This is a genomic window from Micromonospora sp. MP36 (genome assembly GCF_008119785.1).
GTDB lineage: Bacteria > Actinomycetota > Actinomycetes > Mycobacteriales > Micromonosporaceae > Micromonospora.
The window spans coordinates 86,296-100,045 of sequence record NZ_VSFA01000009.1 but is presented as its reverse complement, the minus strand read 5'-3'; the positions used below and the strand labels follow the sequence as shown (position 1 = coordinate 100,045).

14 protein-coding genes are annotated in these 13,750 nt (G+C 73.7%); 11 read left to right on the top strand and 3 right to left on the bottom strand.

The genetic code is table 11. The features are described 5' to 3' along the window. Nucleotides 1-112 precede the first annotated feature (112 nt). From FXF52_RS11180 to rdgB, 11 genes are all read left to right on the top strand, one after another. A complete protein-coding gene (locus FXF52_RS11180; protein ID WP_148796152.1) occupies nucleotides 113-1,687 on the top strand; it encodes a hypothetical protein in 1,575 nt (524 codons plus the stop codon). A 115-nt stretch (nucleotides 1,688-1,802) separates the two neighbouring features. Beyond that, nucleotides 1,803-2,093 carry an ATP-dependent Clp protease adapter ClpS gene (gene clpS / locus FXF52_RS11175; RefSeq protein WP_111242404.1) on the top strand — a complete coding sequence of 97 codons (291 nt, stop codon included), beginning with the start codon at nucleotides 1,803-1,805 and terminating at the stop codon, nucleotides 2,091-2,093. Between the two features lie 73 nt (nucleotides 2,094-2,166). Continuing rightward, a complete protein-coding gene (locus FXF52_RS11170; protein WP_187413447.1) occupies nucleotides 2,167-2,664 on the top strand; it encodes a DUF2017 domain-containing protein in 498 nt (165 codons plus the stop codon). Nucleotides 2,665-2,719: 55 nt separating this feature from the next. Next, the gene (locus FXF52_RS11165) at nucleotides 2,720-3,208 is read left to right on the top strand and encodes a Mov34/MPN/PAD-1 family protein (protein ID WP_148796148.1); all 489 of its coding nucleotides are present in this window, start codon (nucleotides 2,720-2,722) and stop codon (nucleotides 3,206-3,208) included. Nucleotides 3,209-3,278: 70 nt separating this feature from the next. Then, nucleotides 3,279-3,632 (top strand): MoaD/ThiS family protein, encoded by a 354-nt coding sequence (locus FXF52_RS11160; protein WP_148796146.1) that lies wholly within the window; start codon nucleotides 3,279-3,281, stop codon nucleotides 3,630-3,632. 11 nt (nucleotides 3,633-3,643) lie between these two features. Next, complete coding sequence (locus tag FXF52_RS11155) at nucleotides 3,644-4,609, top strand: PLP-dependent cysteine synthase family protein (protein ID WP_148796144.1); 966 nt, start codon at nucleotides 3,644-3,646, stop codon at nucleotides 4,607-4,609. Nucleotides 4,610-4,834: 225 nt separating this feature from the next. Beyond that, nucleotides 4,835-5,581: an MBL fold metallo-hydrolase gene (locus FXF52_RS11150; protein WP_148796142.1), complete on the top strand. Its 747-nt coding sequence runs from the start codon at nucleotides 4,835-4,837 to the stop codon at nucleotides 5,579-5,581. Between the two features lie 92 nt (nucleotides 5,582-5,673). After that, nucleotides 5,674-6,816 (top strand): glycosyltransferase family 1 protein, encoded by a 1,143-nt coding sequence (locus FXF52_RS11145; RefSeq protein WP_148796140.1) that lies wholly within the window; start codon nucleotides 5,674-5,676, stop codon nucleotides 6,814-6,816. Then, nucleotides 6,813-7,964: a glycosyltransferase gene (locus tag FXF52_RS11140; RefSeq protein WP_187413441.1), complete on the top strand. Its 1,152-nt coding sequence runs from the start codon at nucleotides 6,813-6,815 to the stop codon at nucleotides 7,962-7,964. The genes FXF52_RS11145 and FXF52_RS11140 overlap by 4 nt, the downstream gene beginning before the upstream one ends. A gap of 69 nt (nucleotides 7,965-8,033) precedes the next feature. Beyond that, nucleotides 8,034-8,759, top strand: a complete 726-nt coding sequence (gene rph / locus FXF52_RS11135) for a ribonuclease PH (protein ID WP_148796136.1) — start codon at nucleotides 8,034-8,036, stop codon at nucleotides 8,757-8,759. Between the two features lie 49 nt (nucleotides 8,760-8,808). After that, nucleotides 8,809-9,423: an RdgB/HAM1 family non-canonical purine NTP pyrophosphatase gene (rdgB, locus tag FXF52_RS11130; protein WP_148796134.1), complete on the top strand. Its 615-nt coding sequence runs from the start codon at nucleotides 8,809-8,811 to the stop codon at nucleotides 9,421-9,423. A gap of 28 nt (nucleotides 9,424-9,451) precedes the next feature. Here rdgB and FXF52_RS11125 read toward each other — a convergent pair whose 3' ends face one another. The 3 genes from FXF52_RS11125 to iscB all read right to left on the bottom strand — a co-directional run bounded on the left by FXF52_RS11125 (nucleotide 9,452) and on the right by iscB (nucleotide 13,657). Further along, on the bottom strand, nucleotides 9,452-10,708 hold the full coding sequence (locus FXF52_RS11125; protein ID WP_148796132.1) for a hypothetical protein: 1,257 nt from the start codon (nucleotides 10,706-10,708) through the stop codon (nucleotides 9,452-9,454). A 70-nt stretch (nucleotides 10,709-10,778) separates the two neighbouring features. Next, nucleotides 10,779-12,317, bottom strand: a complete 1,539-nt coding sequence (gene hutH, locus FXF52_RS11120; RefSeq protein ID WP_148796247.1) for a histidine ammonia-lyase — start codon at nucleotides 12,315-12,317, stop codon at nucleotides 10,779-10,781. Next, complete coding sequence (gene iscB / locus FXF52_RS11115; protein WP_255471855.1) at nucleotides 12,314-13,657, bottom strand: RNA-guided endonuclease IscB; 1,344 nt, start codon at nucleotides 13,655-13,657, stop codon at nucleotides 12,314-12,316. Before iscB ends, hutH begins: the two co-directional genes overlap by 4 nt. Between the last annotated feature and the right edge of the window lie 93 nt (nucleotides 13,658-13,750).

Genomic DNA, 13,750 nt, shown 5'->3' with positions numbered 1-13,750 from the left:
GAGTGTTCGCTGTCGGACTTGCGACAGAAGTAGGCTTCCGGCACCGAGAGTCACCCCCCGGATTTCCCACGCGACCGGACCACAGCCGGCCGCCTGGTTGGGAGGCCACCTGATGAAGCAGCGCCCGCTGCCCTCGATCGACGTGCCCGATCCGGGTGCGCCGGCCGAGCCACCCCGCTGCGCCCCGCTGCCCACCCGCCTCGGGGTGACCGAGCCCGGCCCGGAGGAGCCGCTGGCCGTCGTCGTCGCGGGTCCGGCCGGCGCCGGGCGGCGTGAGCTGCTCGCCGGCCTGCTCGGGCAGGCGCCCGGCATGCTGGCCGTGCCCGCCGGCAGCTACCTGCTCGTCAACCACGCCAAGGTGCCGACCCGCGCCGCGTACGTGCCGGGCTACCGCCAGCCGCACTCGTATGGCGCGGATCCGCTTGCGGCCGGCCCGGCGCTGGCCCGGCCGCCGCGCCGGGTGGAGCTCAGCCTGCCCGACCCGCTGCTGCGCCATTTCGCGGTGCTCGACACGCCGGACACCGGCTCCCTCGGCGTCGCCGGTGACCGGGTGCTGCTCGACGCGGTCGGCCGGGCCGGCGCCCTGCTCTTCGTGATCTCCGCCGACCAGGCGTTCACCGCCGCCGAACTGCACCTGCTCACCGAGGTGGCCCGGGCCCGGGTCGAGGTGTTCTTCGCGGTCACCCCCGGGGCGGCCGGCTGGGCGGCCCCGGCGGACGGCCCGACGATGCCGGAGGACCCGTGGGCCTTCGTCCCGCCGGCCGGCCGCACCGGGCCGCCCGCGCCGCGTTCCGCCGGCCACCGGGTCGACCCGGTGGAGGTCACCCTGGCGGCGCACCGGGCCGCCCTGCTGTCCGCGGTGCCCGGCCTCGCCCCGGCCCGCTGGTACCCGGCGCGGCAGGAGGACCACTCGGACCTGCGCCGCGCCCTGGTGAGCTGGGCGGCCGACGAGGGACTACGACGGGCCAGCGCCGACCCGCCCGAGCCGCCCGGCGCGCACCAGCGGGTGGCCGTCTTGCCCGGGCTCGACCCGGGCGACCTCACCGAATGCCTCGACCGCCAGGCCCGCTCCTGCGCCCAGCGGATCCGTCAGCACCTCGCCCTGGAACTGGCCAACATCCACCTCCGGGTGGTCCAGGAGGTCGTCTTCGGGGTCGGCTGCGCGGGCCTGCCGCAGCTGCTCGACCGGGAGATGGAGGCGCTGTCGCTGCTCGCCACCGCCCAGTGCGACGAGGCGGTCCGGGGCATCGTCGACGACCTGGCGGCCCGGGTGTTCGGCGCGCCGCTGGCCGAGGGGGTCCGGCGCCGGATCACCCACGCCGTCCGGTGGGGTCTCGCCGACCAGCCGGCCAGTGGGGACCTGGACCGGGTGTTGCTGGTGACCAGCACGGCCGGGGTGGCCGGCCTCAGCGGCACCGGGGCCATGGACGCCCTGGCCGGGTTCCCCGGCGCGCAGCGCGACGAGGTGCTGCCACCCGTCGGGGTGGCGCTCTCCGGTGGCTGCTGGCAGCATTGGCGCGCCCCCGTCAACGACGACCCGAACGGCGCCCGCTCCTGGGCGCAGCGGGCGCTGCGCGAGGTCGAGTTGGACCTGTCCCGCGAGGTGTCCCGTCGCTTCGAGGTGATCCGGCTCTCGCTGGGCGCGGTGCTCACCGATGCTGTCGACCACGGCATCCTGCTCGCCTGAGGTCGGGGTCGCCGACCGGTCGACCTGGTCGCCGTACGCGGCCCGGGCGGGTGATCCGGACCGGGGTGGCGTTCCGGTTCATCGGTTCCCCGGATCCGGTGGCACGATGGGGGGCATGGCGGCTCCACAGGTTGCGCCGGTCGAGACGCCGGACACTGACGAGGTGCCGGCTTCCGACCGGCCCTGGGTGACCATCGTCTGGGACGATCCGGTCAACCTCATGACGTACGTGACCTGGGTGTTCCAGAAGCTCTTCGGATACAGCCGGGAGAAGGCCGAGCAGCTCATGCTGGACGTGCACCACAAGGGCAAGGCGGTCGTCTCCAGCGGCGCCCGGGAGCGGATGGAGCATGACGCGTCGCAGCTGCACGCGTACGGCCTCTGGGCGACGGTGGACCGGTCGTGAGCGAGCGAACCATCAGGCGCAACGCGACGACGCCGTACGCCGGCGCCGGCCGCGGGGAGGCGGTGGCGTGAGCATGTTCCGTCGCCAGGGCGACCGCTACGTGGCCACCTTCGCGGTGGACGAGGCCCGGGTGCTGCGCAAGGTCGCCTCGGAGGTGGTCGGCCTGCTCACCGACGGCTTCGACCACGGCGACCCGGTGGTCGGCCGGCTCTTCCCCGCGGTCTACCCGGAGGACGCGGCGGGCACCGCGGAGTTCCGCCGCTACACGGAGGGCGACCTCAAGACCGCCAAGATCGACCAGGCCGGCGCGATCCTCGCCGCGCTGCCCGACGGCGAGGTCGGCGGCGAGGTACGCCTCGACGCGGAGGCGGCCGAGGCGTGGCTGCGGGCGCTCAACGACGCCCGGCTGGCGATGGGGGTCCGGCTGGAGATCAAGGACGGCACCGACCTCGGGGAGGAGCTCGACGACGCGGTCGCCGAGGACCCGACCTCCTCCCGGGTGTTCCAACTGTCGGTCTACGCGTACCTGGGGTATCTGCAGGAATCCCTGCTCAACGCCCTGATCGACTGATTCGTGACGGCCACCACCTCGCCGCCCCGCACGGCCAGGCGCTAGGCTGGTCGGCGTGCTGAGCATCGACCGGTCGATCATCGACGCGATCGTGGCCCACGCGCGTCGGGACCACCCGGACGAGGCGTGCGGCGTGGTCGCCGGTCCCGCCGGCAGCGACACCCCGACCCGGCACATCCCGATGGAGAACTCCGCCCGCTCCATGACCTTCTACGAGTTCGACTCGATGGAGCAGTTGCGGGTGTGGCGGGAGATGGACGACCGCGACGAGGAGCCGGTCGTCATCTACCACTCGCACACCGCGACGGAGGCCTACCCGTCCCGCACGGACATCTCCTTCGCCGGTGAGCCGGGAGCGCACTACCTGCTCGTCTCGACCCGCGAGCCCGACACGGAGGAGATCCGCTCCTTCCGCATCGTCGACGGCGTGGTGACCGAGGAGCCGGTCCGGATCGTGGATGCCGCCGTGGACCCGCACGCCGTCCAGTCCTACATGTTCGGGCAGAGCCCGGCGACGGTCGACTACGAGTGTTCCGGCCGCTGACCTTCCAGCACCGGCACCTCTTCCTTTCTCCCGTCACCTGGCACGACCCGTTCAAGGAGCACGAGACATCATGGCCATCGAGGTTCGCATCCCCACCATCCTGCGCAGCTACACCGGCGGCGCGAAGGTCGTCGAGGGCGCCGGCGACACGCTCGCCGACCTGCTCACCGACCTGGACTCGCGGCACGCCGGCCTGAAGGCCCGGCTGGTCACCGACGCCGGCGCGCTGCACCGGTTCGTCAACGTCTACGTCAACGACGAGGACGTCCGTTTCCTCGGCGCGCTCGACGCCAAGCTCAGCGACGGTGACAGCGTCACCATCCTGCCGGCCGTGGCCGGCGGCGCGTTCGGCTTCGCCGCCGCTGCGGCGATCGCGCAGCACAGTGCGGCTGCTGCCGGCGTGCGCGCAGCGCGCGCCCGCTGACGGCGGTCGGCATGGCGCGGTACGACAGCCTGCTCGACGCCTGCGGCGGTACGCCCCTGGTCGGGTTGCCCCGGCTCTCGCCGACGGTGCCCGACGGGGCGCCGCCGGTGCGGCTCTGGGCCAAGTTGGAGGACCGGAACCCGACCGGCAGCATCAAGGACCGGGCGGCCCTGTTCATGGTCCGCGCCGCCGAGGAGGCGGGCCGGCTCCGTCCGGGTGACACCATCCTGGAGCCGACCAGTGGCAACACCGGGATCTCGCTGGCCATGGTGGCCAAGCTGCGCGGCTACCGGCTGGTCTGCGTGATGCCGGAGAACGTCTCCACCGAGCGGGTCCAGCTGCTCCGGATGTACGGCGCGGAGATCATCTTCTCGCCGGCCGCCGGCGGCTCCAACCAGGCCGTCGCCACCGCCAAGCAGATCGCCGTCGAGCACCCCGACTGGGTGATGCTCTATCAGTACGGCAACGAGGCGAACGCCCGGGCGCACTACGAGACGACCGGGCCGGAACTGCTGCACGACCTGCCCACGATCACCCACTTCGTGGCCGGTCTGGGCACCACCGGCACCCTGATGGGCACCGGGCGCTACCTGCGGGAGAAGGTCGAGGGCATCCAGATCGTCGCGGCGGAGCCCCGCTACGGCGAGCTGGTCTACGGCCTGCGCAACATCGATGAGGGGTACGTCCCCGAGCTCTACGACGCGGGAGTGCTCTCCCGGCGGTTCTCGGTGGGCACCCGGGACGCGGTGCTGCGTACCCGGCAGCTCGTCGAGGTGGAGGGGATCTTCGCCGGCTTCTCCACCGGCGCGATCCTGCACGCCGCCTTGGCGGTGGCGCACGAGGCGGTCCAGGCGGGGCGTCCGGCCGACGTCGCGTTCGTGGTCGCCGATGGCGGCTGGAAGTACCTGTCGACCGGGGCGTACGGGGGCACCCTGGCGGATGCCGAGGACGCCCTCGAGGGTCAGCTCTGGGCCTGACGGTCCGCGGTTCGGGCCGGTCGGCGGCGCCGGCCGGCCGGCTCGACCGCGCCGTGCCGTCACCGGACGTGTACGGGTGTCACGTTGATGACAACTTCCGTTGGATCATTCTTGCCCGCCCGGACCGACGCGTAGGCTGCGCAGCGTGGCGTACGCGTCGGTTGTGATCATCGGCGGGGTGACTGCCGACGTGTCGACTACGAAGCGTGACATCGGGGCGACCGGATGCGACTGACCGTCCTCGGCTGTGCGGGCAGCTTCCCCGGCCCCGAGTCCCCCTGCTCCGCCTACCTGGTGGAGGCGGAAGGCTTCCGCCTCCTGATCGACTTCGGCTCCGGGGCGCTCTCCACCCTCCAGCGCTACGTCGGGCTGCACGCCCCCGACGCCATCCTCCTCACCCACCTGCACTGCGACCACATGCTCGACGCGGTGTCCTACGTGGTGGTCCGCCGGTACGCCCCGGACGGCCCGTACCCACCGATGCCGGTCTACGCCCCCTCCGGCGCGCCGGACCGGATCGCCACCGCCTACGGGCAGGAGGACAGCACGGTCGAGGACGTGTACCAGTTCTACGGGCTCCAGCCCGGCACCTTCCCGATCGGCCCGTTCACCGTCACCGTCGACCGGATGAACCACCCGATCGAGACGTACGGGGTGCGGCTGGAGCACGGCGACCGGGTGTTCTGCTACTCGTCGGACACCGCGCCCTGCGACGCGCTCCTGCGCCTCGCCCAGGGCGCCGACCTCTTCCTCTGCGAGGCCAGCTACCTCGACGGCGTGGAAAACCCGCCGGACCTGCACCTGACCGGCCGGGAGGCCGGCGAGGCGGCGACCAAGGCGGGGGTGGGCCGGCTGCTGCTCACCCACCTGGTGGCCGCCTGGGGCAGCGAGGCGCACACCGTCGAGTCGGCGTCGGGGGCGTACGCCGGGCCGCTGGACGTGGTGCGCCCCGGCGCCTGTTACGAGGTCTGACCACGACGGCGGCGCGCCGCGTTGCCGTACTGTTCGCCGATCCGTCAGCGGCTGGTCGCCTGACGCACCCGTCCGGCCCGCACCCTCGGGCCATGCGGATCGCCATCGTGACCGAGTCGTTCCCGCCGGACGTGAACGGCGTGGCGCACTCCGTCGTCCGGACCGCCGAGCACCTCGTGGCACGGGGACACGAGCCGCTGGTCATCGCGCCGGCACCGGCCCGCGGCCGACACCGGCCCGCCGAACGGCACCCCTGGCCCGTGGTACGGATCCCCAGCCTGCCGCTGCCGCGCTACCAGGGCTTCCGGCTCGGCGTGCCGACCGCCGGCCTGGCCGCCGCGCTGCTCGGCCACCGGCCGGACGTCGTCCACCTCGCCAGCCCGTTCGTCCTCGGCGCCGCCGGGGCGACCCTGGCCGTCCGGCACGACCTGCCCATCGTCGCGGTCTACCAGACCGACGTCGCCTCCTACGCCCGCGCGTACCGGGTGGGCTGGGGTGAGGCCGCGGCCTGGCGCCGGCTCCGCGAAATCCACAACTGCGCCCAGCGCAACCTCGCGCCCTCCACCCGCGCCGCCGCCGACCTGATCGCCAACGGGATCCAGCGGATCTGGCTCTGGCGGCGGGGCGTGGACGCCCAACTGTTCCACCCGACCCGGCGCAGCGACCCGCTACGCCGGACCCTGGCACCCGGCGGCGAACTCCTCGTCGGCTACGTCGGGCGCCTCGCCCCGGAGAAGCGGGTGGAACTGCTCGCGGCGACCGCCCGGCTGCCCGGCGTACGGGTCGTGGTGGCCGGTGACGGCCCGGCCCGCCGGCAGCTCGAACGCGCCCTGCCCGGGGTGCGGTTCCTCGGCGTGCAGCACGGGGAGGCGCTGGCCCGCCTCTACGCCAGCCTCGACGTCTTCGTCCACACCGGTCCGCACGAGACGTTCGGGCAGACACTGCAGGAGGCCGCCGCTAGCGGGGTGCCCGTGGTGGCGCCGGCCAGCGGCGGCCCGGTCGACCTGGTCGAATCCGGCGTGACCGGGCTGCTGGTCCCACCCGACGACGGCGACGCGCTCGCCGCCGCCGTGGCCGAGCTGGCCACCGATCCCGACCGCCGCGCCCGCTACGGCGCCGCCGCGCGAACGGCGGTCAGCCGCCGCAGCTGGAGCGCCGTCGGGGACGAACTGCTCGGGCACTACCAGGCCGCCGTCGCCGGCACGCCACTCGCCGGCCTGCGGGCTCCCAGGTGACCGGCGTACGCATCGTCCGGCTGGCCAACTTCGTCACCGGCCGCTCCGGCGGACTGCGTACCGCCCTTCGGCACCTCGGCGCGGGCTACCTGGCCGCCGGCCACGAACCGGTGCTGGTGATCCCCGGCGAGCGGTACGGCGACACCCGCCAGCCGTGGGGCCGGGTGGTCACGCTGCCGGGACCGGTGCTGCCGGGCAGCGGCGGATACCGGCTACTGGCCGACCGGCGCCGGCTGGCCGGCGTGCTCGCCGACCTGGCGCCCGACCGGCTGGAGGTCTCCGACCGCAGCACCCTGCGCTGGACCGGCCGGTGGGCCCGCGCGCACGGCGTGCCGTCGGTGATGGTCTCGCACGAGAGCCTGACCGGGCTGCTCGGGCAGTGGCGGCTGCCGGACGGCGCGGCCCGGCGGGTCGCCGACCGGCTCAACCGGGAGACCCTGCGCCACTACGACCGGGTGGTCTGCACCACCCGCTGGGCGGCGGAGGAGTTCGACCGGCTCGCCGGCCCGCCGGTGGACCTGGTGCCGCTCGGGGTCGACCTGACCACGTTCCACCCGGGCCGCGCCGACCCCGTGTTGCGCGAGCGGTACGCCGACCACACCGAGGTGCTGCTGGTGCACTGCGCCCGGCTGTCGGTGGAAAAGCGCCCCGAGCTGGCGGTGGCCGCCCTCGCCCGGCTGCGCCGCGCCGGCGTACCCGCGGTGCTGGTGATGGTCGGCGACGGGCCGCTGCGGCCCGCGCTGGCCCGGCGCGCGGCCGGCCTGCCGGTGCACTTCGCCGGTTTCCTGCCCGACCGGACCGCGCTCGCCGCGCTGCTGGCCACCGCGGACGTGGTGCTCGCGCCCGGCCCGGTGGAGACCTTCGGCCTGGCCGGGCTGGAGGCGCTGGCCAGCGGCACCCCGGTGGTGGCCAACGCGGCCGGCGCGCTGCCCGAGGTGATCGGGCCGGGCGGGCTCGCCGCCCACGGCACCCCGTCGGCGATCGCCGACGCGGTCGTCCGGCTGCTGGAGCGCCCGACGGCGGCGCGGCGGTCGGCCGCCCGCCGCCGGGCCGAGGAGTTCGGCTGGCCCGCCGCGGTCGCCGGCCTCCTCCGCGCCCACGGCGTCGCGCCGGCCGACTCCGCCCCGGCGGCGCCCGGCACGCCCTGACCCGCGCCGCGCCGCCCGTTCGGGCACACCCCGGAACGCCTCGATCAGGGCACCGCATAAGGTGCAGGCATGGCGCGACCTGACGGGCGGCGGCCCGACCAACTCCGACCGGTGACCCTGACCCGGGGCTGGAGCACCCACCCCGAGGGCTCCGTCCTCGTCGAGTTCGGCGCGACCCGCGTGCTCTGCACGGCCAGCGTTACCGAGGGGGTGCCCCGCTGGCGCAAGGGCTCCGGGCTCGGCTGGGTCACCGCCGAGTACGCGATGCTGCCCCGCGCCACCAACACCCGCTCCGACCGAGAGAGCGTGCGGGGGAAGATCGGCGGGCGGACCCACGAGATCTCCCGGCTGATCGGCCGCAGCCTGCGGGCCTGCGTCGACCTGAAGGCGCTCGGCGAGAACTCGATCGTGCTCGACTGCGACGTGCTCCAGGCCGACGGCGGCACCCGGACCGCGGCGATCACCGGCGCGTACGTGGCGCTGCACGACGCGGTGACCTGGCTGGCCGAGCGCAAGGCCCTGACCGGCAAGGTGGAGAAAGTGATGCACCGCTCGGTGGCCGCGGTCAGCGTCGGCATCATCGCCGGCGAGCCGCGCCTGGACCTCTGCTACGAGGAGGACGTGGCCGCCGAGGTCGACATGAACGTGGTCTGCACCGGGACCGGCGACTTCGTCGAGGTGCAGGGGACGGGCGAGGCCGGCGTCTTCGCCCGTGAGCAGCTCGACGCCCTGCTCGATCTGGGCGTGGTGGGCTGCCTGGATCTGGCCGAGGCGCAGCGGAAGGCGCTCCAGTGAGCGCGCGGAGCGTTGCGAGCCCCGCAGTCGCGAACGAAGGTGATCATCGATGAACAAGGTCCTGCTCGCCACCCGGAACCGGAAGAAGCTGGTCGAGCTCCAGCGCATCCTCGACGGTGCGCTCGGTGCGCACCGCATCGCCCTGCTCGGCCTAGACGACGTAGAGGAATATCCGGAGCTGCCGGAAACCGGCCTGACCTTCGGCGAGAACGCGCTGATCAAGGCCCGGGAGGGCTGCCGGCGTACCGGGCTACCGACCATCGCCGACGACTCCGGGCTCGCCGTGGACGCGCTCAACGGCATGCCGGGCGTGTTCAGCGCCCGTTGGTCCGGCCGGCACGGCGACGACCACGCCAACCTGCAGCTCGTGCTGGACCAGATCGCCGACCTGCCCGACGAGCACCGGGGCGCCTCCTTCGTCTGCACCGTCGCGCTGGTGCTGCCCAGCGGCAAGGAACACCTGGTCGACGGCCGCCAAGCCGGCCAGCTGCTGCGCGCACCGCGCGGCGACGGCGGCTTCGGGTACGACCCGATCTTCCTCGGCGACGGCCAGGAGCGGACCAACGCGGAGCTGACCCCGGAGGAGAAGGACGCGGTCAGCCACCGCGGCAAGGCGCTGCGCGAGCTGGCCAAGCTGGCCGCCAAGGTGCTCCCGCAGCCCTGAAACCGGGGGCACCAAACCCGGCCACCGGTCACCAGGGTTTGGTCACCGTGTTGCCCAGCTCGTCGACGGCGACCCGGTCCTCCGTTGCCAGGATCGTGATCATACGGGCCGCCTCGGCGAGGCTGACGTGCCGGCCGGTCACGGTGGCCGTCTCCGGGTGCGGCGTCTCCAGCCAGAGCCGGTCCGCCTCCCAGCCCATCTGCACCACACCGCCGGAGCGGCCGAGGCAGGAGAGGAAGTCGCGGGTGTGCGGTTGCAGGCGATGGGTGATCGCGATGGCCTCCGCGGCCTCCAGTGCCACCGCGTTGCCGCGCCCGGTCGAGTGTTCGTAGGTGGCATCGACGTAGTCGGCGGGCGAGGGGACGGTGGCCGGCGGTCCGCCCAGCAGCGCCAGACCCTCGTACCGACCGACGGTGACGGGGCGGCGGTCCGGATCGGCATACTCGCCGACCAGCGCGTCGCCCGCACGGCGGACAGTGACGGTCAGCGACTCGGTGGACAGGCGCAGCCGGGCGTCCGCGGGCATCCACGGCAGGTGCAGAGCGCTCAGCCGCGCCGCGGACTGCACCCCGTCGCGCGGGGCATGCACCCCCGTCCAGGCGCTGAGCAGCCCCACCTCGACGTCGACGTCGTCATCCAGGGTGGGCGGCACGGCGGCGAGGCGACCCACCCGTCGACGCCGCCACACCATCGGCACCTGGATCCGGCTGCCGGTGTCGCCGTTCCACCGCACGGTCAGCCCTTCGGCCCGCAGCGCCGCCGCCACCTCCTCGCCGATCTCCACCGACGGCGGCTGCTCGAAGAGCCCGTACGCGAGGAACACCGGTGACCCGTCCACCGCCCGCTCTGCGTCCTGCTGGTGGTAGAAGGCGTATCCGCGCGGGGTGACCTCACGCGGCACCTCGGCGCCGATCTCGCCGAGACCACAGTTCTGGCAGCAGGCGAAGCTCTCCCGCGCCACGATGCCGGCGGCGGACAGCGCCCGGAACGCGGCGGCCAGCCGGTCGCTGTCGGTCCTCGCCGGCCAGCTCTGCTGCGCGGTCAGGTGCGCGGTCAGTTCCTCGGCCACCACCGGCCAGGCCAGCTCGGCGATCCGGACCCGGTCGGCCTCGCCGTCCAGGCACTCCACCGTCTCGGCGACGATCGCCGCCGCCGGCAGCTCGGCCAGCGCCACCTGGCGGCGGACGAAGGCCCGTATCTCGTCGTCGAGTGCCAGCCCGTCGTCGTCCGGGGCGCCGGCACGGCCCGGGGTGTCAGCCGTCACCACGGCCTCGTCGTCGGTCACGGCGCGGAACGGTAGCAGGGGCGACCGACAGCCACCCGGGCATCGACGTCAGCCGGCGGCCCGAATCCGGTCAGCCGAGCGGTCCGACCTCCCGTTCGATCGCCGCGCGCAGCTCCGGACCGCGCACCACGTCGCGGGCGGCCTCCATGACCGGGGCGAGGAACACGTCCGGCCCGGGCTCGCCCACCACGTCGCGCAGCGCGGCCAGCGCCGCCCGGCCCGCCGGCGACGGCGTCAGCGGGGCGCGGAGCTGGAGCCCGCGGACAGCGGCCAGCAGCTCCACCGCGAGCAGGCTGGTCAGGTTGTCCAGCACGGTACGCAGCTTCTTGGCCGCCGCCCAGCCCATCGAGACGTGGTCCTCCTGCATGCCGCTGGTGGGCAGCGAGTCCACCGACGCGGGCGCGGCCAGCCGCCGGTTCTCGGCGACGATCCCGGCCGCCGTGTACTGGGCGATCATCAGCCCGGAGTTGACCCCGGCGTCGGGGGAGAGGAACGCGGGCAGATCCCGGGAGCGGGTGACGTCGAGCAGCCGGTCGACCCGCCGCTCGGCGATCGCGCCCACCTCGGCGGCGGCGATGGCCAGGTAGTCGGCGGCGAAGCCGAGCGGCGCGCCGTGGAAGTTGCCGGTCGACTCGACCCGCCCGTCCGGCAGCACCACCGGGTTGTCCACCACGGACAGCAGCTCCCGCCCGGCGACGGTGGCGGCGAAGTCCAGGGTGTCCCGGGCCGCGCCGGCGACCTGCGGGGCGCACCGCATCGAGTACGCGTCCTGCACGGCGTGCGCCAGGTCGTCCCGGTGCGAGTCCATCACCGCCGAGTGCTGCAGCAGCTTGTGGATGTTCGCCGCCGACTCCGCCTGGCCCGGATGCGGCCGGATGGCGTGCAGCTCGGGCAGGAACGGCCGCTCCGAGCCGAGCATCGCCTCGATCGCGAGGGCGGCGGTGACGTCGGCCATCGCGAACAGGTGCCGGGCGTCGTGGATGGCCAGCAGCAGCATGCCGAGCATGCCGTCGGTGCCGTTGATCAGCGCCAGCCCCTCCTTGGCGGCCAGCTCGATCGGCGCCAAGCCGACCCGGCGCAGCGCCTCGCCGCCGGGGATCCGCTCCCCGCCCGGGCCGAGCGCCCAGCCCTCCCCGAGCAGCACCAGCGCGCAGTGCGCCAGCGGGGCCAGGTCGCCGGAGGCGCCGAGCGAGCCGTGCTCGGGCACCCACGGGGTGACCTCGTGGTTGAGCAGGTCCACCAGGGCCTCGGCGACCAGCGGCCGGACCCCGGAGCGGCCGAGGGCGAGCGAGCGAACCCGCAGCAGCATCATGGCCCGGACTACTTCGCGGGGCATCGGCGCGCCCACCCCGGCGGCGTGCGAGCGGATCAGCGCGTGCTGCAGCTCGGCCCGCCGCTCCGGAGCCACGAAGGTGTTGGCGAGCGCCCCGAAGCCGGTGGAGACGCCGTAGACGGGCCGGCCGGCCGCCTCGATGCCGTCCACGATGGACCGGCTGGCCGTCATGGCGTCTACGGCTGCCGGGTCGAGGACGACCTTGGCGGTGCCGCGGGCCACGGCGAGCACGTCGGCGGGGGAGATCCCGGTGGGCTGGATGGTGACGGTCATCAGGTATGCGGCGTGGACACCCGGTCGTTGGGGGCCGGGTGGAAGCGCCGTTCCTCCTCTCGTGTGTAGGCCCATCCGTCTGCGCGTTGCAGCAGGTGGACGTGTCGGTGGTGCACGCTCTGTACGAGGGTGTGGCGGGTGCGAATGTTGAAACGGCCGGTGGTTCGGACAGCGACTCGGCCCTCATGCCGGCCGGTGTTCTTGCCGGTGGGTACGACAGCGCGTACCAGGTCGCCGGTTTGGAAGCCGCGTATGGTTTTGGTTCGGGGTAGTCGTAGTCGGGGGAAGCCGTGTTGGTCGGCACGGGTGCGGGCATAGCTTCCGCGCCCGGTGGCGGTGGCCACGAGCACCTGCTTCGGACAGGACCACACGGTGGTGAGTACGCCGACGTGGAGGGCGTCGAGGGTGTGGCTCTTCGGAGCGCCGGTGCGGTGTCGATTCCATTTGGTGCGCCCGCCGGTGGCGACCTGCACTGGCAGGCCAGTGGCCACAAGGGCGTGCCACAACGCCCACCGAGTCGTCGAGACCGCTGCGGCATCCCGGAGTGGCAGTTTCTGTTGTCGTCGGATCCGGGCCAGCACGGCGGGCTGGTCCGCGAGGAAGGTGCCGATGGGGATGGCGGCCTTGGCCTGGTTGCAGGGGATGCAGGCCAAGGTCAGGTTCGACACCCGGTCGGAGCCGCCGCGTGAGCGGGGCACGATGTGGTCGATGTTCAGCGGCACTCCGACTGCCCCGCAGTAGGCGCATTTGCGTCCGTGCTTCGCGAGGAGGTACTCGCGGACTTCGTAGCCGTGCAGGGTGCCGTGCTGGTACTCGACGCCGGAGATGTCGGGGTTCTGCAGGAGTTGGGTGTCGAACGCGACCCGCTCCACATGCAGCCGGGTCACGGGTGCCCAGTGGCAAAGCCGCTGAACCCAGGACATGGTGTTGTCGACCCGGTGCCGCAACGATGGCGCCAACCACCCTTGCGGCCTACGCCGATTGGCGTATCGGGATGACCGGTAGCGCAGGTTCCGCGACCGACGGCCACGCCGTAGATCGGCGCGGGCGGCCAACCTGTCCCGGATCTGCCCACCCCGATGGCGAACCTCAATTCCGAACAAGCCGGTCCGGACCATGTCGTCATCCGCGTTCTCTGTGCGGAAGACCGCGATGCCGGTGAACTTCGACCCCGGATCGATCCCGACCTCAACCCCGTCCACCTGCGAGGAGGCGAGCTCGCGGTCTTTGAGCCGGATCACGAACGGGGTGTGCCGGTGGACCACGGCACGCCCGCCCGCGATCAGCTTGCGTGCTCGTGCCGGCGTGCACGGCTGCAACGGCCGGTGATGGCGGTCAACCACGAACACCGCCGGGTGGGTTTGGGCCTCACGGCCCGCTCCGGTTCCCGCCGAGGCAGGTTCCGGGTGACGCCGGCTTGCGCCGGTCTCCCCTCG

Coding starts and splice junctions, on each gene's coding strand:
- FXF52_RS11180 (WP_148796152.1), top strand. CDS start 113: ATGAAGCAGCGCCCGCTGCCCTCGATCGACGTGCCCGATCCGGGTGCG.
- clpS (WP_111242404.1), top strand. CDS start 1,803: ATGGCGGCTCCACAGGTTGCGCCGGTCGAGACGCCGGACACTGACGAG.
- FXF52_RS11170 (WP_187413447.1), top strand. CDS start 2,167: ATGTTCCGTCGCCAGGGCGACCGCTACGTGGCCACCTTCGCGGTGGAC.
- FXF52_RS11160 (WP_148796146.1), top strand. CDS start 3,279: ATGGCCATCGAGGTTCGCATCCCCACCATCCTGCGCAGCTACACCGGC.
- FXF52_RS11155 (WP_148796144.1), top strand. CDS start 3,644: ATGGCGCGGTACGACAGCCTGCTCGACGCCTGCGGCGGTACGCCCCTG.
- FXF52_RS11150 (WP_148796142.1), top strand. CDS start 4,835: ATGCGACTGACCGTCCTCGGCTGTGCGGGCAGCTTCCCCGGCCCCGAG.
- FXF52_RS11145 (WP_148796140.1), top strand. CDS start 5,674: ATGCGGATCGCCATCGTGACCGAGTCGTTCCCGCCGGACGTGAACGGC.
- rph (WP_148796136.1), top strand. CDS start 8,034: ATGGCGCGACCTGACGGGCGGCGGCCCGACCAACTCCGACCGGTGACC.
- rdgB (WP_148796134.1), top strand. CDS start 8,809: ATGAACAAGGTCCTGCTCGCCACCCGGAACCGGAAGAAGCTGGTCGAG.